General features: G+C 40.0%; 19 protein-coding genes and 1 pseudogene. 18 read left to right on the plus strand and 2 right to left on the minus strand.

Annotation, left to right across the window (positions count from 1 at the left end; translation table 11 throughout):
* The 15 genes and pseudogenes from AC07M3_RS00005 to AC07M3_RS00075 form a co-directional block, all read left to right on the plus strand.
* Positions 1 to 396, plus strand: a pseudogene (locus tag AC07M3_RS00005) (acetyl-CoA C-acyltransferase); the annotation flags it as partial.
* Between the two features lie 2 nt (positions 397 to 398).
* On the plus strand, positions 399 to 1,754 hold the full coding sequence (gene pcaB / locus AC07M3_RS00010) for a 3-carboxy-cis,cis-muconate cycloisomerase (RefSeq protein WP_494566118.1): 1,356 nt from the start codon (positions 399 to 401) through the stop codon (positions 1,752 to 1,754).
* Complete coding sequence (pcaD, locus tag AC07M3_RS00015; RefSeq protein ID WP_494566119.1) at positions 1,751 to 2,536, plus strand: 3-oxoadipate enol-lactonase; 786 nt, start codon at positions 1,751 to 1,753, stop codon at positions 2,534 to 2,536. Before pcaB ends, pcaD begins: the two co-directional genes overlap by 4 nt.
* Positions 2,537 to 2,578: 42 nt before the next feature.
* Positions 2,579 to 3,934, plus strand: a complete 1,356-nt coding sequence (gene pcaK / locus AC07M3_RS00020) for a 4-hydroxybenzoate transporter PcaK (RefSeq protein ID WP_005040146.1) — start codon at positions 2,579 to 2,581, stop codon at positions 3,932 to 3,934.
* 15 nt (positions 3,935 to 3,949) lie between these two features.
* On the plus strand, positions 3,950 to 4,363 hold the full coding sequence (pcaC, locus tag AC07M3_RS00025) for a 4-carboxymuconolactone decarboxylase (protein WP_005040148.1): 414 nt from the start codon (positions 3,950 to 3,952) through the stop codon (positions 4,361 to 4,363).
* A 10-nt stretch (positions 4,364 to 4,373) separates the two neighbouring features.
* Positions 4,374 to 5,099: a protocatechuate 3,4-dioxygenase subunit beta gene (gene pcaH, locus AC07M3_RS00030; RefSeq protein WP_003652026.1), complete on the plus strand. Its 726-nt coding sequence runs from the start codon at positions 4,374 to 4,376 to the stop codon at positions 5,097 to 5,099.
* Positions 5,100 to 5,113: 14 nt separating this feature from the next.
* Complete coding sequence (pcaG, locus tag AC07M3_RS00035; protein ID WP_005040150.1) at positions 5,114 to 5,743, plus strand: protocatechuate 3,4-dioxygenase subunit alpha; 630 nt, start codon at positions 5,114 to 5,116, stop codon at positions 5,741 to 5,743.
* Positions 5,744 to 5,813: 70 nt separating this feature from the next.
* Positions 5,814 to 6,641 (plus strand): type I 3-dehydroquinate dehydratase, encoded by an 828-nt coding sequence (gene aroD, locus AC07M3_RS00040; RefSeq protein WP_133748164.1) that lies wholly within the window; start codon positions 5,814 to 5,816, stop codon positions 6,639 to 6,641.
* Between the two features lie 19 nt (positions 6,642 to 6,660).
* Complete coding sequence (locus AC07M3_RS00045; RefSeq protein ID WP_005046743.1) at positions 6,661 to 8,112, plus strand: NosD domain-containing protein; 1,452 nt, start codon at positions 6,661 to 6,663, stop codon at positions 8,110 to 8,112.
* 66 nt (positions 8,113 to 8,178) lie between these two features.
* A complete protein-coding gene (locus AC07M3_RS00050; protein ID WP_494566120.1) occupies positions 8,179 to 9,498 on the plus strand; it encodes a carbohydrate porin in 1,320 nt (439 codons plus the stop codon).
* 81 nt (positions 9,499 to 9,579) lie between these two features.
* Entirely contained in the window at positions 9,580 to 12,009 is a 2,430-nt protein-coding gene (locus AC07M3_RS00055) for a glucose/quinate/shikimate family membrane-bound PQQ-dependent dehydrogenase (protein WP_494566121.1), read from the plus strand.
* Between the two features lie 648 nt (positions 12,010 to 12,657).
* Positions 12,658 to 13,116, plus strand: coding sequence for a DUF6438 domain-containing protein (locus AC07M3_RS00060; protein ID WP_494566894.1), 459 nt, complete (start codon positions 12,658 to 12,660; stop codon positions 13,114 to 13,116).
* Between the two features lie 134 nt (positions 13,117 to 13,250).
* On the plus strand, positions 13,251 to 13,664 hold the full coding sequence (locus AC07M3_RS00065; RefSeq protein ID WP_494566122.1) for a YeeE/YedE family protein: 414 nt from the start codon (positions 13,251 to 13,253) through the stop codon (positions 13,662 to 13,664).
* Between the two features lie 4 nt (positions 13,665 to 13,668).
* Positions 13,669 to 14,082, plus strand: a complete 414-nt coding sequence (locus tag AC07M3_RS00070; RefSeq protein WP_494566123.1) for a DUF6691 family protein — start codon at positions 13,669 to 13,671, stop codon at positions 14,080 to 14,082.
* Between the two features lie 4 nt (positions 14,083 to 14,086).
* Entirely contained in the window at positions 14,087 to 14,953 is an 867-nt protein-coding gene (locus AC07M3_RS00075) for an MBL fold metallo-hydrolase (protein ID WP_494566124.1), read from the plus strand.
* Positions 14,954 to 15,047: 94 nt separating this feature from the next.
* On the opposite strand, the gene pcaU is transcribed toward AC07M3_RS00075, so the two are convergent.
* Positions 15,048 to 15,860: an IclR family transcriptional regulator PcaU gene (pcaU, locus tag AC07M3_RS00080; RefSeq protein WP_003652006.1), complete on the minus strand. Its 813-nt coding sequence runs from the start codon at positions 15,858 to 15,860 to the stop codon at positions 15,048 to 15,050.
* Positions 15,861 to 15,903: 43 nt separating this feature from the next.
* On the minus strand, positions 15,904 to 16,824 hold the full coding sequence (locus AC07M3_RS00085) for a LysR family transcriptional regulator (RefSeq protein WP_375038254.1): 921 nt from the start codon (positions 16,822 to 16,824) through the stop codon (positions 15,904 to 15,906).
* 89 nt (positions 16,825 to 16,913) lie between these two features.
* Here AC07M3_RS00085 and AC07M3_RS00090 point away from each other — a divergent pair, with 89 nt between their 5' ends.
* From AC07M3_RS00090 to AC07M3_RS00100, 3 genes are read left to right on the plus strand one after another with little or no spacing between them, the layout of a single operon-like run.
* Positions 16,914 to 18,155, plus strand: a complete 1,242-nt coding sequence (locus AC07M3_RS00090) for an acyl-CoA dehydrogenase family protein (RefSeq protein ID WP_494566125.1) — start codon at positions 16,914 to 16,916, stop codon at positions 18,153 to 18,155.
* A 17-nt stretch (positions 18,156 to 18,172) separates the two neighbouring features.
* Entirely contained in the window at positions 18,173 to 19,294 is a 1,122-nt protein-coding gene (locus AC07M3_RS00095) for a phosphotransferase family protein (RefSeq protein WP_494566126.1), read from the plus strand.
* A complete protein-coding gene (locus AC07M3_RS00100) occupies positions 19,291 to 19,989 on the plus strand; it encodes a histidine phosphatase family protein (RefSeq protein WP_092710652.1) in 699 nt (232 codons plus the stop codon). Before AC07M3_RS00095 ends, AC07M3_RS00100 begins: the two co-directional genes overlap by 4 nt.
* Position 19,990 lies beyond the last annotated feature (1 nt).

Consider the following 19,990-nt stretch of genomic DNA (forward strand, 5'->3'; position numbering starts at 1 on the left):
GTTCAAACTTATAACCTAAAACCGCGTGCCAAGATCATTGCTTCAACAGCGGTGGGTGTAGAACCACGCATTATGGGCTTTGCTCCGGCGCCAGCGATTAAAAAATTACTTAAACAAGCCAACTTGACTTTAGATCAGATGGATGTGATTGAGCTGAATGAAGCCTTTGCTGCACAGGCTTTAGCGGTTACCCGTGATTTAGGCTTGCCAGATGGTTCTGACAAGGTCAATCCAAACGGTGGTGCAATTGCATTGGGTCATCCATTGGGTGCATCAGGTGCACGCCTGGTGACCACAGCCTTAAACCAGCTTGAACAAACAGGTGGTCGTTACGCTTTGTGTTCAATGTGTATTGGTGTGGGCCAAGGTATTGCACTCATTATTGAGAGAGTCTAATCATGAGTCAGTTATATGCCAGCTTGTTTTATCAAAAAGACGTCACTGACATCTTTAGTGACTCATCTTTAATCACATACATGATTCAGGTTGAAGTTGCGCTAGCCCAAGCACAGGCACAAGTTGGCGTGATTCCTCAAAATGCGGCTAATACAATTGCACAAGTGGCTGAGCAAGCACTAGAAAAGTTTGATTTTCCAGCTTTGGCTGTGGCAACTGGCCTAGCTGGGAATATTGCAATTCCATTTGTAAAGCAGCTTACGGCAATTGTTAAAGATGTAGATGAAGATGCTTCACGTTATGTGCATTGGGGCGCAACAAGTCAGGATATTTTAGACACAGCTTGTATTTTGCAATGCCGCGATGCGTTAAACATTGTGGAAGCACAACTTCAACAGTGCTACACCACTGCATTACAACAAGCGAAACAATATCGTCATCAGGTCATGATTGGGCGTACATGGTTACAGCAAGCTTTGCCAATTACTTTAGGACATAAGCTTGCACGTTGGGCTTCTGCATTTAAACGTGATTTGGACCGTATACAAGCAATGAAACCACGTGTACTTACTGCTCAGTTAGGTGGTGCTGTGGGTTCATTAGCTTCTTTGCAAGATCAAGGTTCACTTGTGGTAAATGCATTTGCTAAGCAGTTGAATCTGACGGGACCCACAAGCACATGGCATGGTGAGCGTGACCGTATTGTAGAAATCGCAAGTGTGCTCGGCATGATTGTTGGTAACACAGGCAAGATGGCGCGTGACTGGTCACTCATGATGCAAACCGAAATTGCAGAATTGTTTGAACCAACTGCAAAAGGTCGTGGTGGTTCATCAACCATGCCACACAAACGTAATCCAGTTGCAGCAGCTTCAGTACTTGCAGCAGCGAATCGCGTACCAGCACTTATGTCTAGCATCTATCAAAGTATGGTGCAGGAACATGAGCGTAGCTTAGGCGCGTGGCATGCAGAATGGCTGGCAATCCCTGAAATTTTTCAGCTTTGTGCTGGAGCATTAAGCCGTACTGGTGAAGTTTTACAAGGTTTTGAAGTTAATGCTGAGCATATGCAACGAAACCTTGAATGTACGAACGGTCTGATTATGGCGGAAGCTGTCATGATGGCACTTGCTCCAAAAATTGGTCGTTTAACTGCTCATCATGTTGTTGAAGCTGCGTGTAAAACAGCAGTGGCACAAAAGCAGCATTTATGCGATGTCGTTAGCGAGTTAGATGAAGTAAAAGAACAGTTTAGCCGAACAGAGATACTGGATATTTTTAAACCGGAAAACTATTTAGGCAATATTCAACAACAGATAGATGCAGTTTTGCAAGAAGCACAAGGAGAGTCAAAGTGAAACAGACTATTAGCAATCGACAAGGTAAACAGTTAGCTGTTTACAGTGAAGGCTTAAAAGATGCTCCTGTGCTTATGTTTTCTAATTCGCTAGGAACAGACCATGGTATGTGGCAACCACAGTTAAATGAATTAAAAAGTCATTTTAATGTCATTACATATGACACACGTGGCCATGGTGAAAGTGATGTAGTTAGCGACACGACATTGCAAAACTTAGCAGAAGATGTTGTTGATATTTTAGATGCTTTAAACGTTGAAAAAGCTCATTTTTGTGGCATTTCAATGGGCGGAATTACAGGGCTTTGGTTAGGTATTCATTATCCACAGCATTTTCACAGCATCACCGTTGCGAACTCGGCAGCTAAAATTGGACAGGCTGAGGCTTGGTTGAGTCGTGCAGAATCAGTAGAACAAAATGGACTGGCTGAATTGGTTAAAACCACGCATACCCGTTGGTTCAGTGACAAATTCGACTATCAACATAATGTGGTTGCACAAACGACGATTCAAAGTCTCGCAAACACACCAGCACAAGGTTATGCCAATGCATGTCGTGCTTTAGCACATGCTGATTTAAGAGATGAAATTGCACAAATCCAGATTCCGGTACTGCTGATTGCAGGGACATATGATCCGGTAACTACCGTAGCAGATGCTGAGTTTATGCAGCGTGCTATCAACAATAGCCAACTTGCAAAACTGGAAGCATCTCATCTTTCTAATATTGAACAACCACAAAGATTTACTCAGGAATTGACTAGGTTTATTCAGCAAATCTAATAGCTTAGTGATTTAAAAGGAATTGGCCTTAAGGAGGCAAATATGGCGTCTCAGGATTACGCTGCACCAAACAAAAGTATCGATGCTCAAGCACTGATTAATGATGCTCCACTCAGTAAGTATCAATGGATGATCGCAATCATCTGTTTCTTAATTATTTTTACTGATGGGATCGACACAGCTGCAATGGGTTTTATTGCTCCAGCTTTGGCTCAGGACTGGGGCGTTGACCGTTCTCAGTTAGGCCCAGTGATGAGTGCTGCACTTGGTGGAATGATTATTGGAGCTTTGGTTTCTGGCCCGACAGCTGACCGTTTTGGTCGCAAAATTGTTTTGGCAGTATCAATGCTGATTTTTGGTGGTTTTACCTTGGCATCTGCCTATGCAACAAATCTGGATAGCCTTGTTGTATTGCGCTTTTTGACAGGTATTGGGCTGGGTGCAGCTATGCCAAATGCCACAACATTATTTTCTGAATATTGTCCAACACGCATTCGTTCACTACTGGTGACATGTATGTTCTGTGGCTACAACTTAGGTATGGCAACAGGTGGCTTTATTAGTAGCTGGCTCATTCCGACTTACGGTTGGCACAGTCTATTTTTACTGGGTGGCTGGTCACCTTTGATTTTAATGATTTTAGTGATTTTCGTTTTACCTGAGTCTTACCGCTTTTTAATTGTTAAAGGTAAAGACCCAGAGAAAGTACGCAAAATTTTAAATCATATTGCACCAACTCAAGTTAAAGACGTTAGCACTTTTTATGTTCCTGAAGAGAAAACTGAAACAGCTCAAAAGAAAAATGTTTTTGGAATTATGTTTTCTAAACCATATGCGAAAGGAACACTTTTGCTTTGGTTGACTTATTTCATGGGCTTAGTTGTTGTTTACTTGCTTACAAGCTGGTTACCAACACTCATGCGTGAAACAGGTGCTTCGATGGAGCGTGCTGCATTTATTGGTGGATTGTTCCAGTTTGGTGGTGTGGTGAGTGCATTATTCATTGGTTGGGCGATGGACAAATTCAACCCGAACCGAGTGATTGCTATTTTCTACTTCGCCGCAGGTCTATTTGCGATTGCTGTCGGTCAAAGCTTAGGAAATTCAACTTTACTTGCTGTATTGGTGCTTTGTGCAGGTATCGCAATTAATGGTGCGCAATCTTCAATGCCAGCTTTAAGTGCACGTTTTTATCCAACGCAGTGCCGTGCAACAGGTGTGTCTTGGATGACGGGTATTGGACGTTTCGGTGCAGTATTTGGTGCTTGGATTGGTGCCGTATTACTCGGTAATGATTGGTCATTTACTGCCATTCTCAGTTTATTACTGATTCCAGCGACTGCTGCTGCTGTTGCTGTATTTGTTAAATCACTTGTTGCGCATACCGATGCAACTTAATGGAGGTCTATCACAATGAATGATGAAGAACGCTATAAACAAGGCATTGAAGTGCGGACTGAAGTTTTAGGTGAAAAGCATGTTGGTCGGTCTTTGCAGAACTTGAATGACTTTAACCAAGATTTTCAAAATTTTATTAGCCGTTACGCATGGGGTGAGGTGTGGTCTCGTCCAGGCTTGCCACGTCACACACGTAGTTTAGTGACGATCGCAATTTTATTGGCGCTTGGTCGTGAAGATGAACTACGCATGCATTTACGTGCTTGCTTCAACAATGGTGTAACTAAAGAAGATTTAAAAGAGTTGATCTTACATAGCTCACTCTATGCAGGTTTACCTGCTGCAAACGCTGCAATGCATATGGCTGAAGAAGTCTTTAAAGAATTGGGGATAGAAGTAAGCCCAGTTGCAGCGAAAGAACAGGATTAAGGAGATAAAGATGTCACAACATAGCTGGGGTGCTTACGCCCAACGTAATACAGATGATCATCCACCAGCGTATACGCCAGGTTATAAAACAAGTGTATTACGTTCGCCAAAAAATGCATTGATCTCTATTAACGAGACTTTAACTGAAGTCACTGCACCGCATTTTTCTTCAAATCTGTTTGGCCCAAAAGATAACGATTTGATTTTGAACTATGCCAAAGATGGTTTGCCAATTGGTGAGCGTGTCATTGTTCATGGTTATGTTCGTGATCAATTTGGTCGTCCTGTAAAAAATGCGCTTTTAGAAGTATGGCAAGCCAATGCTTCTGGTCGTTATCGTCATCCAAATGATAAATTTATTGGTGCCATGGATCCTAACTTCGGTGGTTGTGGTCGCACATTAACGGATGAAAATGGTTTTTATATTTTCCGTACCATTAAACCGGGTCCGTACCCATGGCGTAACCGTATTAATGAATGGCGTCCGGCTCATATTCATTTCTCTTTAATTGCTGATGGTTGGGCTCAGCGCCTGATTTCACAGTTCTATTTTGAAGGTGATACTTTAATCGACTCTTGTCCGATTTTAAAAACCATTCCTTCTGAAGATCAACGTCGTGCACTAATTGCACTAGAAGATAAAAACAACTTTATCGAAGCTGATAGCCGTTGTTACCGTTTTGACATCACTTTACGTGGACGTCGAGCGACTTACTTCGAAAACGAATTGACTTAATCAGGAGCCTTAGCATGAATAACTGGAATTTTCAGGAATTAAAAGAAACTGCATCTCAAACGGGTGGTCCTTACGTTCACATTGGTTTGTTACCACAACAAGCAAATATCGAAGTTTTTGAAAACAACTTTAATAACCAGCTTGTACAAGACCAGACCCAAGGCCAGCGTATCCGTCTTGAAGGGCAAGTATTTGACGGGTTAGGTTTACCTCTACGAGATGTGCTTATCGAAATTTGGCAGGCCGATGCAAATGGTATTTACCCAAGTCAGGCTGATACACGTGAGCAAAAAGCTGACCCAGCTTTTCAAGGTTGGGGCCGTACTGGTGCAGACTTTGAAACGGGTATTTGGAGTTTCAATACAATTAAACCGGGCGCAACTGCGGGGCGTAAAGGTTCAACTCAGGCACCTCATATTGCTTTAGTGATTTTCGCTCGTGGTATTAATTTAGGTCTTAATACGCGTGTTTATTTTGAAGATGAAGCAGAAGCAAATGCCAATGACCCGATTTTAAATAGCATTGAATGGGCACCACGTCGCGAAACTCTTATTGCAAAGCGTTTTGAAGAAAACGGTGAAGTTGTTTACCGCTTTGATATTCGTATTCAAGGCGATGACGAAACCGTATTTTTTGATATTTAAGAAACACCTAAGGCTACACATGATCGCCCATGGATGCGTGTAGCCTTTTTCAAGGATGAATGATATGAACATGAAAACATTATTAAGCTTAAGTTTGCTTGCACTTCCATTTTTTACAGCACAGGTGAATGCTGAACCTGTCGCTTTAGCTGCTCAAACTCAGGCTGCTACTACAGCTGTTAAAACGATTGTTCCGATTACTGCAAAAACTAAAGAACAAGCTTTGGCACAAGCTCAAGTCATTGCAAATACAGCAGATGCTGATTTGGCAGAATTCCGTATTGATTTACTCAGTTTTGCTAGTGATACAAAACAAGTGATTGCGTTAGGTCACGAATTAAAAAAGATCTTAGGCAATAAGCCAATGATTGCCACAATTCGTACTAAAAACGAAGGTGGTCAACTTGAAATTAGTGATGCGGATTATGGTAAGACCTATCAGGCTTATTTAAAAAATCCTTTCATGGACTGGTTAGACGTTGAAATGTTCCGTGATCAAAAAGTAGTTTCAGAAATTGTTCAAAAAGCACATCAAAAGAAAGTGCTGGTTGTAATGTCTAATCACGACTTTCAGAAAACACCAAGCCAAGATGAAATTGAAAAGCGCTTGTTAAAACAAGATCAGATGGGCGCAGATGTTCTCAAAATTGCAGTAATGCCAAAATCTAAACAAGACGTTTTCACTCTAATGAACGCGACTTTAAAAGTAAGTCAGCAAACCACTAAACCTTTATTGACCATGTCAATGGGCCAACTAGGTACGATTTCTCGTGTTGCGACAGCCAATATGGGCGGAAGTTATAGCTTTGGCATGATTGGTGAGGCTTCTGCACCGGGGCAAATTGATGTGACTAAGCTCAAACAGATTTTAAAAACCGTTCAACCAACAAATCCATAAATCATAAGGACATGATGAAATGAATACATTACGTTTAACTACTCTTGCATTAGGTTTGATGGTTTCAGGTGTAGCCGCGGCTCAAACTTATGTTGTTGACCGTTATCAGGACGACAGCAATAAAGGTTCTTTACGTTGGGCAATTGAGCAAGCCAATGCTAACCCAGCCGATGCGAGCGAAATCTTGATTCAGGCAGTGGGCAAAGCACCTTATGCAATCAAATTAAACAGCGCGCTTCCTGAGATTAAAGCACCGGTCAAAATCATTGGTACCCAGTGGGATAAAACTGGTGAATATATTGCGATCGATGGTTCAAACTATATTAAAGGCGAAGGTGCGAAAGCTTGCCCAGGCGCAAACCCTGAACAGTATGGGACCAATGTGCGTACGATGACTTTACCGGGCTTAGTACTACGCGATGTAAATAACGTCACGTTAAAAGGTCTAGATATTCATCGTTTCTGTATTGGTGTATTGATCAACCGTTCAAGCAATAATCTCATTCAGCACAACCGTATTAGCAATAACTATGGTGGTGCGGGTGTCATGCTAACTGGTGATGATGGACAAGGTAACCCAACGGCAACCACGACCAATAACAATAAAGTTTTAGACAACATCTTCCAAGATAATGGCGATGGTTTAGAACTAACCCGCGGTGCTGCTTTTAACCTGATTGCAAATAACCATTTTGTTTCAACTAAAGCAAACCCAGAGCCATCACAAGGTATTGAAATTTTGTGGGGTAATGACAATGCCGTAGTCGGTAATAAATTCGAAAACTACTCGGATGGTTTACAGATTAACTGGGGTAAGCGTAACTATATTGCCTACAATGAAATGACCAATAACTCGATTGGTTTCAATATGACAGGTGATGGCAACATTCTCGATAGCAACAAAGTTCATGGTAACCGTATTGGTGTCGCAATTCGCTCTGAAAAAGATGCAACTGCAAAAATTACATTGACTAAAAACCTGATTTGGGACAATGGTAAAGATATTAAGCGCTGTGAAGCGGGTGGTTCATGTGTACCTAATCAGCGTTTAGGTGCAATTGTATTTGGTGTACCTGCACTTGAGCACGAAGGATTTGTAGGTTCTCGTGGTGGTGGTGTAGTTGTTGATCCATCTAAACAACAAAAAACATGTACTCAACCAAATCAACAAGGCTGTAATGCTCAACCTAATCAGGGTATTAAAGCTCCTAAATTAACTGCGAATAAAGGTTCAGTTGCGGTAGAAGTTAATGGTTTACCAAATCAACGTTACCAAGTTGAATTTTTTGGTAATCAAAATGCGGCATCAAAAGAAGCTGAGCAATATTTAGGGGCAATAACAGTTGCTACAGATGCGCAAGGAATTGCAAAAGCGAATTGGAAGCCAACTGTAAAAGTTGCCTCAATTACAGCGAATATCACTGATCGTTTTGGTGCAACTTCTGAGCTTGGTTTTACAAGTGTTAAATAACAATAAGGAAAGCGCCTCAAACTGAGGCGCAGCATAGAAATATAGAAATGAGAAAAGGGACTTAAAATGCCGAATTTAATGAAACTGAGTGTATTAACAATCGCTGTATTGGGCAGCCAATTTACGCTTGCGAATGAGCCGTGGTCACAAGACCGTCAATGGTTGCTTGGCGACTGGAATGGTGAACGTCAGCAACTAGAACAACAGGGCTATAAATTTACAGCTTCTATCATGAGCCAAGCTGCCACAAATTTAGATGGTGGTTACAACGACAGCAATACTTTTGAAAATGCTGCACAACTTTCTTTAGGTGCAAACTTCGACTTAGAAAAAATTGCTGGATGGAAAGATACAACAGCGAGCCTAGTCGTGACTAAACGTGACGGGAATGCATTAACTCTCGAGCGTATTAAAGACCCGCGTTCTAGCCAATTGGGCAATGCTCAAGAGATTTATGGTCGCGGTAAAATCTGGCGTTTATCTCAGGCATGGGTGAAAAAGGGTTTTGCTGATAATACAGTACAGGTCAAATTCGGTCGTATGGGTATGTCAGAGGATTTTAATAGTTCTCAATGTGAGTTTCAGAACTTATTGCTTTGCGGTGGACAGCTAGGAAAATCAATTGGTTCAATTTGGTATAACTCGCCAGTCGGTATTTGGGCTACAAACGTTAAATATCAGTTTGCGCCTGAGTGGACTTTGGGTGTCGGTGTTTATGAAGTCAATCCGGACAATATTAAAACCGAATCAAATAGTGATGGCTTTAATCTGGATATGAACAACGTGAAGGGTGCGACCATACCAGTTGAACTTGCTTGGAAACCAAAACTTTCTACTTTCAATGGCTTACCGGGTGAATATAAAGTAGGGGCGTTGTATTCAACCGCAGAAGCGAATGACATTAAAACTGCGGGCAAAGTTCATGATGGGAAACAAAGTTTCTGGATTAATGCTCAGCAACAACTTACCCATAAAGGTGAAGACCCTAAACGTGGTTTATACGTAAGCTTGAACGGTGTTGTAAATGATAAAGCAACCACCTTTGTTCAAAGTACACAACAAATTGCACTTTGGTATAAAGGACCGTTTGATAGCCGTCCAAACGATTCGATTGGTTTTGGTATTGCCAATTATGTGGTCAATGATCGTGCTAAAGATAAGCAGATCGCGACAAACGAAAGCCGTGGATACTATAGCTATGATGCGATTGCATCTGACTATATTCCAATTCAAGACGACGAACTAAATGTCGAGTTGAACTATACCTATCAATGGTCTCCGGCCGTTATGTTACGTCCAAACATTCAATATATCCATCAACCTGCTGGTGTAAAAGCGGTCGATGATGCTTGGGTGGCTGGTCTTAGCGTGAAAGTCAATTTTTAACAATGTTGATGGCTGGTTAGACATAGTTTAACTGGCCCAAATGCTTGAACTATTGTGTTCAGTATATGTGGAGTAGGATCTATGTCTGAGTCAGATTCTAAGTTTCATATCTTATTCAAAATATGGTGTTTTCTATTAGGCCTAGTTTTATTGGCTACTGGTGTTTTTTACATCGTAGGTGGTGGAAAGCTAGTGTCATTAGGTGGATCTTGGTATTTCCTAGTCGCAGGGCTGTTTATTACCATTTCTGCATTTAGTATTTTTCGTAAAAAGGCACTTGGTGTCTGGATATTTGCGGCTGTTTTTGTTGGCACCGTAATTTGGTCGCTGATTGATGCAGGTTGGGAATTCTGGCCGTTATTCTCGCGGTTAATGTTTCCTGCTGGTCTTTTTGCTGCATTGTTATTTACCTTACCTGCAATTCGACGTTACCAATTCCAAAGCGGTTTGGCATCTTCATCCTATGCGGTAGGTGGATTAGTTGTTGTTGGTATGTTGATTGCACTCTATCAAATGTTCCAGCCTCATCCAACAGTAGCAAGTTCAGGTGAAAAATTACCTTTAGTACCAGTAGATCCTGCTAAAAAACAGGTGAATTGGGAAAACTATGGGAATGATGCAGGTGGTAGTCGTTTCGTTGCTCTCGATCAAATTAACCGAGATAACGTTCATAAACTAAAAGAAGCTTGGCGTTTTAGAACAGGTGATTTTACCACGGGTAGCGGTAATGGTGCTGAAGACCAAATGACTCCACTACAAGTTGGGAATAAAGTCTTTTTATGTACACCGCATAATAATATTTTTGCGATCGATGCTGATTCAGGCAAACAGCTCTGGAAAGCTGAAGTGAATTCTAAAGCTGATGCTTGGGAGCGCTGCCGTGGCGTTGCATACTTTGATTCGACTAAGCCACTGGTACAACCAACTTTGGCTGGTGCAAATGCAATAACTCCAGTTGCAACCAATACCGCATGTCCACGCCGTTTATATACCAATACACCTGATGGTCGTTTAATTGCAGTCAATGCAGATAATGGTCAGCGCTGTGCTGATTTTGGTGTAAATGGAACAGTTGACTTGTTAGAAGGTCTAGGAGCTGGAACTAAAGCTCCACGTTTTGAAGTGACTTCTGCACCGACTATTGCTGGAACAACCATTGTAGTAGGTAGCCGTATTGCCGATAACGTAGCAGCAGATATGCCAGGTGGTGTTATCCGTGGTTATGACGTGATTACCGGTAAACTTCGCTGGGCATTTGACGCACGTAATCCAGATCCTAACTATGTTCTTAAACCGGGTGAAACTTATAAACGTAGTTCGGCAAACTCTTGGGCTGCAATGTCTTATGATCCGCAAATGAATACGGTGTTTTTACCTATGGGTAGCTCATCTGTCGACATTTGGGGTGGTAACCGTAATCCCTTAGATCATAAATATAACACTTCTGTTTTAGCACTTGATGCGACAACAGGTAAAGAAAAGTGGGTATATCAAACTGTTCATAATGATTTATGGGACTTTGACTTGCCAATGCAGCCGAGTCTAGTCGACTTCCCATTAAAAGATGGTACGACGAAACCAGCTGTTGTTATTGGAACCAAATCAGGTCAATTCTTTGTGCTTGACCGTGTAACGGGTCAACCACTTACCAAAGTGATTGAACAGCCAGTTAAGCCTGCAAATATTCCGGGTGAGCAATACAGTGCAACTCAACCACGTTCAATTGAAATGCCTCAAATTGGTAATCAGACTTTAACTGAATCAGATATGTGGGGTGCAACGCCGTTTGATCAGCTCATGTGTCGTATTAACTTCAAGTCAATGCGTTACGAAGGTTTATTTACTGCACCAGGTACTGATGTTTCACTAAGCTTCCCAGGCTCTTTGGGTGGTATGAACTGGGGTAGCATTGCATTTGATCCGACACATCGCTATATGTTCGTGAATGATATGCGTCTTGGGTTATGGATTCAGTTAATGGAACAGACCCCTGAAGATATTAAGATTCAGGCGAGTGGTGGAGAGAAAGTAAATACGGGTATGGGCGCTGTGCCAATGAAAGGTACACCATATAAAGTGAATAAAAACCGCTTTATGTCAGCTCTTAGCATTCCCTGTCAAAAACCACCATTTGGTACCATGACTGCGATTGACTTAAAAACTCGTCAGATTGCATGGCAAGTACCGCTTGGTACAGTACAGGATACTGGACCTATGGGTATCAAAATGGGCTTAAAAGCACCAATTGGTATGCCAACTATTGGTGGGCCAATGGCAACACAAGGCGGATTGGTTTTCTTTGCAGCAACACAAGATTACTACTTACGTGCTTTTGATTCATCTACAGGTAAAGAACTGTGGAAATCACGCATGCCAGTGGGTAGCCAAGGAACCCCAATCAGCTATGTTTCACCGAAAACAGGTAAACAATATGTGATTGTTACGGCAGGCGGAGCTCGCCAGTCTCCTGATCATGGTGATTATGTAATCGCTTATAGTTTAGAGAAGTAACTGAATGGGCAAAAGAAGAGCATTCTTCTTTTGCCTTTAACTTTAATATATTTTTTCTATTAAAGTGGTTGAGTAAATTCTATTGTTTTAACTAGATAGCTTTACCAAATAGTAAAAAAGTGCTTTAACTTGTTGCAAAACCTAAAATATTCCTCAGATTGATAATGCTTAAACACTAGATATAGCCGAACGATTAGATATTTTTTCACAATGTTTTACCTATAAATAAATCTTATTTGTTTATTAAGTTTTGTTTAACTTAAAGATGTGAATTTTAATTAGAAATAAACATTATTGACTTTTTAGTTCTAAAAAGTGGGACTTTTTTGCTGGAAAAACAAGCGTAAATATATATTTATATTATATTTATATAATTTGTAGCATTACGTTAGAATGGTCGTCGCAGGTTATTACTACCCAGTAATAATTTGTATTTCAGGATTTTAAGCTTTTATTGGCTTAAGGCTCATCGCAAGATGGGCCTTTTTTTATGCGATTTTGATCATAATATTTCACTATTATAAAATAGCCTAAGTAAGAATATGTCAATTAAAGAAAACTATCACAAAAAATAGTCTTTAATGACAAGAAGTGTATGATTTGATAAATTAAAGCTACTTGATAATAATAGGTGATACGATGAGATTTTTGGTTCTTGCAACTTTATCTGGTTTAGCTTTGATGGGTTGTGCTTCTGTTCAGCAAGCACCGAATACACAAGAAACTATTCGTTATGCTTCTAGCCCATGCTTTGGTGCATGCCCAATCTATTCAGTAGAAGTAGCACCTACGGGCTTAATTCGCTTTGAAGGCAAACAATATACTAAAGCTATAGGCGTTAAAGAAATTCAAGGCAGTGTAAAAGACTATCAAAAACTTGCAGATGATTTAAAAACTTATCGCCCAGAAACAGGCACACAAGCGAAAACTGGTGGATGTCAGCAAACAGCTACCGATATGTCTAGCTATTACATTTCATGGATTCAACCAAATGGCACGGAAACAAAATTAAGCCATTACACAGGTTGCATGTCTCCTGCGAATAATAGATTGAATAAAGTCATGGAAAAGTTGCCTGAACAATTAGGCATTAAAGATCTAATTTAATGATAAAAGCCCCAAAATCTTGGGGCTTTTTCTTGTTAAGAAAAATTATATACCTGCGAGTTTTGTTTTAAGTATTTCTAAAAGACTCAGCGTATAATACATATTATAAAAACATATATTATTTGGGTAAATCTATGTCAAATATTATCCATGCCTTTTTGGGTGGTTTACTACTCGGCATCGCAACAGTTGGATATTTATATATAAATGGTCGTGTAGCTGGAATTAGTGGATTGCTTGCTCAAATCATAAATCCCACTAAGGACACCTTTAAAAGTTCTGCATTCTGGTTCATTGCTGGACTGGTGATTACACCTTTTATATATGGTTATTTTTATCAGCCTGAAATTGAAATTAAAGCCAACACATATGCACTTATTTTAGCAGGCGTACTTGTTGGCTTTGGAACACGACTAGGATCTGGTTGTACAAGTGGCCATGGTATTTGTGGCATGAGCAGGTTATCAAAACGCTCGATGATAGCGACAGCAGTTTTTATGTTTGCTGGCATGTTAACTGTTTATATCATTCGTCATGTGTTGGGGTAATCCTATGAAAAATATCTTTGCTTTTATATTTGGTAGCTTGTTTTCATTGGGTTTAATGATGTCTGGCATGTCTAATCCTGAAAAAGTTTTAGGTTTTCTAGATATATTTGGACAGTGGGATATCAGCTTAATGTTTGTAATGTTAGGTGCTATTGCTGTGGCATTTATTCCGTTTCAAAAAACGATCAAAAATCCAAAAACACTTTTTAATGAACAAATTCAATTACCAATGACTACACAGATTGACCAAAGGTTAATTGTTGGTGCTTTTATTTTTGGTATAGGCTGGGGAATAGCGGGCATATGTCCAGCGCCCGCCTTAACGCTTATTGGGTTAGGACATTTTGAAGCGCTTTATTTTATTGTCGCAATGTTATTAGGAATGTTTATTTACCGAGTTTTAAATAAAGGAAATTAAACCTATGCAACAACCTCTAGTAAAAGATTTTTTTGATGAAAATACCAATACTTTTAGCTATGTTGTTGCGGATTTGGTTACGCGTCAATGCGCCATTATTGACAGTGTACTTGACTACGATGCAGCTTCAGCGACTACGAAAACAACCAATGCTGATTTAATTATCGATTATGTCTTGGCTCAAAACTTCAAAGTGCAATGGATTTTAGAAACACACGTACATGCAGACCATATGACTGCTGCCCAATATTTAAAATCTAAATTGGGTGGCACAATTGCCATTAGTCAAAAAATTTCAATCGTACAAGAAACATTTTCAGCTATCTATAATTTTGATTTTAAAAAATTTAATGAAAATCAGCCTTTTGATTATTTATTTGAAGATCATGAACATTTTAAAATAGGGGATATAGAAGCCTTTAACATTCCTACACCAGGGCATACACCTGCTTGCTTAAGCTATGTGATTGCTGATGCCGTTTTTGTGGGTGATACTTTATTTATGCCTGATTATGGTTCAGCTAGATGTGACTTTCCCAAAGGGAGTGCTGCGGTGCTCTATGACTCGGTACAACAGCTTTATGTACTTCCTGACGATATGCGTATGTTCTTGTGCCATGACTATAAGCCAGAAGGTCGTGATGAATACATCTGTCAAACAGATATAAAAACTCAAAAGCAAAGCAATATTCATTTAAACCGACAAATTTCTAAAGAGTCATTCATAAAAATGCGCCAAGAAAGAGATGCAACTTTAGCAATGCCAAAATTAATCTTGCCTTCAATTCAAATTAATATGAACGCAGGAAATTCTCCGGAACCTGAAGCGAATGGCGTCCGTTATTTAAAAATACCATTTAATTATTTTTAGAAATAGCCTAAGCATATCCATCCAGTCATCACCACTCAACAAATAGCCTAAGCAAATAATAAAATTTATCCCATGAAAATAGCCTAAGTAAGATTTAAAGAACTTGTCTCAAATCCCGCGAAGTCTCTTGCAATAAAGGCAAAATGTGTTGAATTAAATACTCTTCAGTTGTTTTCATGGTTGGAGAAACAATGTTTAAAGCCGCAACGACTTTAAAGTCTTGCCCATAAATAGGTACGGCGAGTGCGTGAACCCCTAATTCATGTTCTTCACGTGAATAACACCAATCTTGTTCTCGAATCTCTTGTAGTAACTCTAAAAATTTATCGTTTTCAATATGCGTATATTTGGTTAAACGCTGTAGTGGGTATTTTTGAAGCCAGTCCAATTGTTCTTCTTGGCTTAAATGTGCCAGTAAAATTTTACCCGCCGAGGTCGCATGAGCAGGCAAGCGGTTACCTAAGTGTAAGCCGTATGGATTTACACGGTCAGTCTGTTGGTGTGCGGCACTACGTGCAATGGTAATGGCTTCATAACCGTCAAGTACCATCACAGAATAAATCAGAGAGGTTTGATTGGTTAAAAGATTTAATAAAGGCTGCGATACTTTTGGAAGTTGAGCGGCACCTAAATAAGCCCCCGAAAATTTAAGAACTTTAGGAGTTAAATAGTAATAGTGTCCATCAGACTCAAGATAACCTAAATATTCTAAAGTTAATAAATGACGTCTAGCCGCCGCTCGGGTGAGTCCAGTTTTTTCAGCAGCCATAGAAATATTTAAACGATGTTGATTGCTACTAAAGCTATCTAAAATTGCCATGCCTTTACCAATGCCAGCAATGTAATCTTCATGACGAATAGTTTTCTTGTTGTCCTGATTCTGGATTATTCGTTCATCTTTACTCATGACAGGTCCTTGTACGATGTAGGCGTTAGTAGATCAATTTGCTTTACAGAAAAAGTTTAATAATTTCATGTCGCAAAAATTGATGCCTTAAATTATCCCTTAAATCTTCATGCCAAAACATCCCCATTTTGATATTGGTTATCTCAAATGGGAGTGAATGCAAACGAATGTCCGAACTATAGGATAAATGCTGCAAAATCATTCGGGGCATAGTCAATATTGCGTCAGCTTGAGCCTCCAAAACTTGTAATGCTGTTGAGTAGTTTTGACAGCGCATGAATACATTTCTTGAAATTTTTTGATGTTGGTTTAAATAAATATCTTCAAGTAAAGCACCCGTACGGCGTGACGAAACACCGATGTGTCGGCCACTGATATAACTCGATAAATCGACTTCTTTAAGTTGACTGCAAATGACGAACTCGTCTGTTACAAGGTGGTCAAAGGTAATTTTTGGAGATAAGTATTGTTCCAAATCAATCACGAAGTCGAGCTGCTGCGTCGCCAAGTCGGCCGTAATATGTTTTCGATCTAGCTTCATACTCACAAACTGCAAATCTAAATTAAGATTTTGAAAATGTTGAACAAGTCTTGGAAGAATAATAGGCTCAATTTCATCATGCACGGCGATTTTTAAGTTTTTTAAACTGGTTGGGTCAAAGACGTGTTTCTGCAGGCTAATATTTTGAATGGTTAAAAGCGCTTGCTTCACAGTGGGGTAAATCTGTTCTGCAAAAGGCGTTGCAGACATTTTATTGCCTACACGTATAAATACATCATCTTCGAGTTGTTGGCGTAACCGTTGCAGAGCATGGCTTGCTGCCGATTGTGTAATGTTGAGGCTACTTGCAGCATTTGAAATACTTTTTTGCTCATAAATCGCGATAAAAAGAGGATATAAATTGATATCTATTCGATGGAAAAAGCTTAAATCGAGCCCATGCAGGTTATGAATATTATTCATGATGTCTTATTTAATAAAATCATTTCATTCATATTAAGTTTCAAGTTATGTTGATGTAAAGACAAGATAATGATGTAAAGGAAAAAATAATGTTTGAACTTTCAAAAACAGCTCAAGATTTTGTCGAGCGAACAAGAAAATTTATTCAAGAAGAAATAGAACCTGTTGAAGCAAAATTTTGGGAAGAAGTTCATGAGCTAAATCCGGATGGAAACTGGAAAAAATGGCAGTGGCCTGAACTTCTAGAAACGCTGAAATCAAAAGCGAAACAAGCTGGCCTTTGGAATATGTTTTTACCCGATGAAAAACTCGGTGCAGGACTAAGTGTTCAAGAATATGCGCACATAGCTGAATTAACTGGCCGTAGTTTATTGGCACCAACCGTTTTTAACTGCAATGCACCAGATACAGGAAATATGGAATTGTTATGGCGCTATGGCAGTGAGCAACAAAAACAACAATGGTTACAGCCTTTACTGGACGGAAAAATTCGCTCGGTTTTTTGTATGACCGAACCAGACGTTGCTTCAAGTGATGCAACAAATATGCAAGCTACTGCACTCATCGATGGTAATGAAATTGTTTTAAATGGCAAAAAATGGTGGTCGTCTGGTTTAGGTGACCCAAATGCCAAAGTCATTATTTTTATGGCTCATACCCCCGATGAAAGCAAAGACCGTCATCATCAACACTCCATGGTTTTAGTGCCTATTGATACGGTGGGTGTTGAAATTCAGCGTATGTTACCAGTGTTTGGAGACTACGATGCGCCGCATGGACATGGTGAAGTTCATTTTAATAATGTTCGAGTACCTGTCGAAAACTTTATTGGTGGTGCAGGTCAAGGTTTTGAAATTGCTCAAGGCCGTTTAGGACCTGGGCGTATTCATCATTGTATGCGCTGTATTGGTGCTGCTGAAAAAGCTTTAGAACTGATGATTGACCGTGGTATGTCTAGAACGGCGTTTGGCAAAGAAATTTTAAAACTCGGTGGGAACCTCGAACGAGTAGCCGATGCGCGGGTAGCGATAGACCAAGCTCGGCTTTTAACCTTGTATGCAGCCTATAAAATGGATACTTTAGGGAATATGGCCGCTTTAACAGAAATATCTGCAATTAAAGTGGTGGCTCCAAGTGTTTTAGAAAAAGTAGTCGACATGGCAATTCAGCTACATGGTGGTGCGGGCGTTTCAAGAGATACACCATTAACAGGTTTCTTTGCTCAAGCGCGTAGTTTACGTTTAGCTGATGGTCCAGATGAAGTACATAAAGGCATGATTGCCAAATTAGAATTAGCCAAACGTGGTTATGGTCGTCATAAGAAAGTATAAGTTTAAAGGAAATTAGAATGTCGGTAATTGATATAGGCGGTGAAGTACGTGAAGGTGAAGAACTTGATATTGGAGCAGTTGAAAGCTGGTTAAAGAACCAAGGCGTTGAGTTGGTTGGCCCAGCAATCGTGACCCAATATACAGGTGGTGCTTCAAATTGGACTTATCGTTTAAAGTATGAAAATACCGATTTAATTTTACGACGTCCTCCAAAAGGAACAAAAGCGAAGTCTGCTCACGATATGGCCCGTGAATATATGGTGCAGAAAAACCTTGCGCCTTATTATCCGGTACTTCCTAAAATGGTGGCACTTTGTCAGGATGAAACGGTTATTGGCTGTGATTTTTATGTCATGGAACGCATTGCGGGAATTATTCCTCGTGCAAAATTGCCGCCCGAGCTTAGATTTAATGAAGATGATGTTCACCAACTTTGTGTAAATGTGCTTGATAAGCTAATCGAGTTACATCAAGTTCCTTATGAAAACACGCCTTTAGCTGAACTAGGCAAAGGGGGAGGATATTGCCGTAGACAAGTTGAAGGTTGGGATAAGCGATATGAAAAAGTTAAAACGCTCAATGTTCCTTCATTTAAATATGTCCGGAAATGGTTGAACGATAATATTCCTCAAGATTCCACGACTTGCATTATTCATAATGATTGGCGTTTTGATAATGTGATTTTAGATCCAGAGCATCCAACTGAAGTGATTGGCGTGCTGGATTGGGAAATGGCAACCTTGGGTGATCCATTAATGGATTTAGGCAGTGCTTTGGCCTATTGGGTTGAGCCTACGGATAATATGATTTTCAGATCGACACGCCGTCAGCCTACCCATTTAAAGGGAATGTTTTCTCGCAAAGAAGTTGTTGATTATTACCTGCAAAAAACAGGACTGAAGCCTGAAAACTGGGCTTTTTATGAAGTCTTTGGCGTATTCCGTTTAGCAGTGATCGCTCAGCAAATTTACTACCGCTATTACCATAAACAAACCCGAAACCCTGCTTTTAAAGATTTCTGGATCGTCATTCATGCGCTACATATCAGAGCTTTAAAACTTATTGGCCAGCAAAAAATTCAAGAATCGAAATTTGCTCAGCAATCTCTACAGAAAATACAGGGTATTTTAAGAAAATGACCACAATTTATCTGGTAAGACACGGTCAGGCATCATTTGGTAAAAGCAACTATGATGAGCTGTCTGAAAATGGTGAAGCTCAAGCGACTTTATTAGGGCAATACTTTAAGCGAATATTGAAAGAGCAACCTTATGTTGTGGCGGGTACCATGCAGCGCCATCAACAAACCGCACAACTCGCATTAAATGAATGTTTTCCTGATGCGGTGATTAATCACAATAGTTTATGGAACGAGTTTAATCATCAGCAGGTTTTTGCACGTTATGAACCGCGTTTTGAACAACCGGAATTGTTAAAAGCTGACGTAGCACAAGATAATAATCCGCGTGCCTATCTTGCCAAAATATTTGAAGGCGCAATTGGACGCTGGACCGATGGTGATTTTCATCATGAATATGATGAGTCATGGCCGCATTTTAAAGACAGAGTTGAAACAGCACTACAACAACTTTGTGATGAATTGGCAAAAACCAAACCTCGTTATGCAGTCGTTTTTACCTCTGGTGGTGTGATTTCTGTCGCAATTGGCAAATTACTTGAACTGAGTCCAAATCGAACTTTTGCCTTGAACTGGGCAATTACCAATACAAGTCTCACCACTTTACGTTTAGTTGGAAATGAAGCTCAGGTTTTAAGTTTAAATGAACATCATTTTATAAAAGCTGAGCGTCCAGATTTACTGACATGGATTTAAA

The organism is Acinetobacter sp. GW821-FHT09D10, assembly GCF_059416285.1.

Excerpts from the sequence above, each read along its gene's own strand:
- AC07M3_RS00090 (WP_494566125.1), top strand. The coding sequence starts at position 16,914 with ATGTTTGAACTTTCAAAAACAGCTCAAGATTTTGTCGAGCGAACAAGA.
- pcaG (WP_005040150.1), top strand. The coding sequence starts at position 5,114 with ATGAATAACTGGAATTTTCAGGAATTAAAAGAAACTGCATCTCAAACG.
- pcaU (WP_003652006.1), bottom strand. The coding sequence starts at position 15,860 with ATGAGTAAAGATGAACGAATAATCCAGAATCAGGACAACAAGAAAACT.
- AC07M3_RS00065 (WP_494566122.1), top strand. The coding sequence starts at position 13,251 with ATGTCAAATATTATCCATGCCTTTTTGGGTGGTTTACTACTCGGCATC.
- AC07M3_RS00075 (WP_494566124.1), top strand. The coding sequence starts at position 14,087 with ATGCAACAACCTCTAGTAAAAGATTTTTTTGATGAAAATACCAATACT.
- AC07M3_RS00045 (WP_005046743.1), top strand. The coding sequence starts at position 6,661 with ATGAATACATTACGTTTAACTACTCTTGCATTAGGTTTGATGGTTTCA.
- pcaB (WP_494566118.1), top strand. The coding sequence starts at position 399 with ATGAGTCAGTTATATGCCAGCTTGTTTTATCAAAAAGACGTCACTGAC.
- AC07M3_RS00100 (WP_092710652.1), top strand. The coding sequence starts at position 19,291 with ATGACCACAATTTATCTGGTAAGACACGGTCAGGCATCATTTGGTAAA.
- AC07M3_RS00085 (WP_375038254.1), bottom strand. The coding sequence starts at position 16,824 with ATGAATAATATTCATAACCTGCATGGGCTCGATTTAAGCTTTTTCCAT.
- AC07M3_RS00070 (WP_494566123.1), top strand. The coding sequence starts at position 13,669 with ATGAAAAATATCTTTGCTTTTATATTTGGTAGCTTGTTTTCATTGGGT.
- pcaC (WP_005040148.1), top strand. The coding sequence starts at position 3,950 with ATGAATGATGAAGAACGCTATAAACAAGGCATTGAAGTGCGGACTGAA.
- AC07M3_RS00050 (WP_494566120.1), top strand. The coding sequence starts at position 8,179 with ATGCCGAATTTAATGAAACTGAGTGTATTAACAATCGCTGTATTGGGC.
- AC07M3_RS00055 (WP_494566121.1), top strand. The coding sequence starts at position 9,580 with ATGTCTGAGTCAGATTCTAAGTTTCATATCTTATTCAAAATATGGTGT.
- AC07M3_RS00095 (WP_494566126.1), top strand. The coding sequence starts at position 18,173 with ATGTCGGTAATTGATATAGGCGGTGAAGTACGTGAAGGTGAAGAACTT.
- pcaH (WP_003652026.1), top strand. The coding sequence starts at position 4,374 with ATGTCACAACATAGCTGGGGTGCTTACGCCCAACGTAATACAGATGAT.
- aroD (WP_133748164.1), top strand. The coding sequence starts at position 5,814 with ATGAAAACATTATTAAGCTTAAGTTTGCTTGCACTTCCATTTTTTACA.
- pcaK (WP_005040146.1), top strand. The coding sequence starts at position 2,579 with ATGGCGTCTCAGGATTACGCTGCACCAAACAAAAGTATCGATGCTCAA.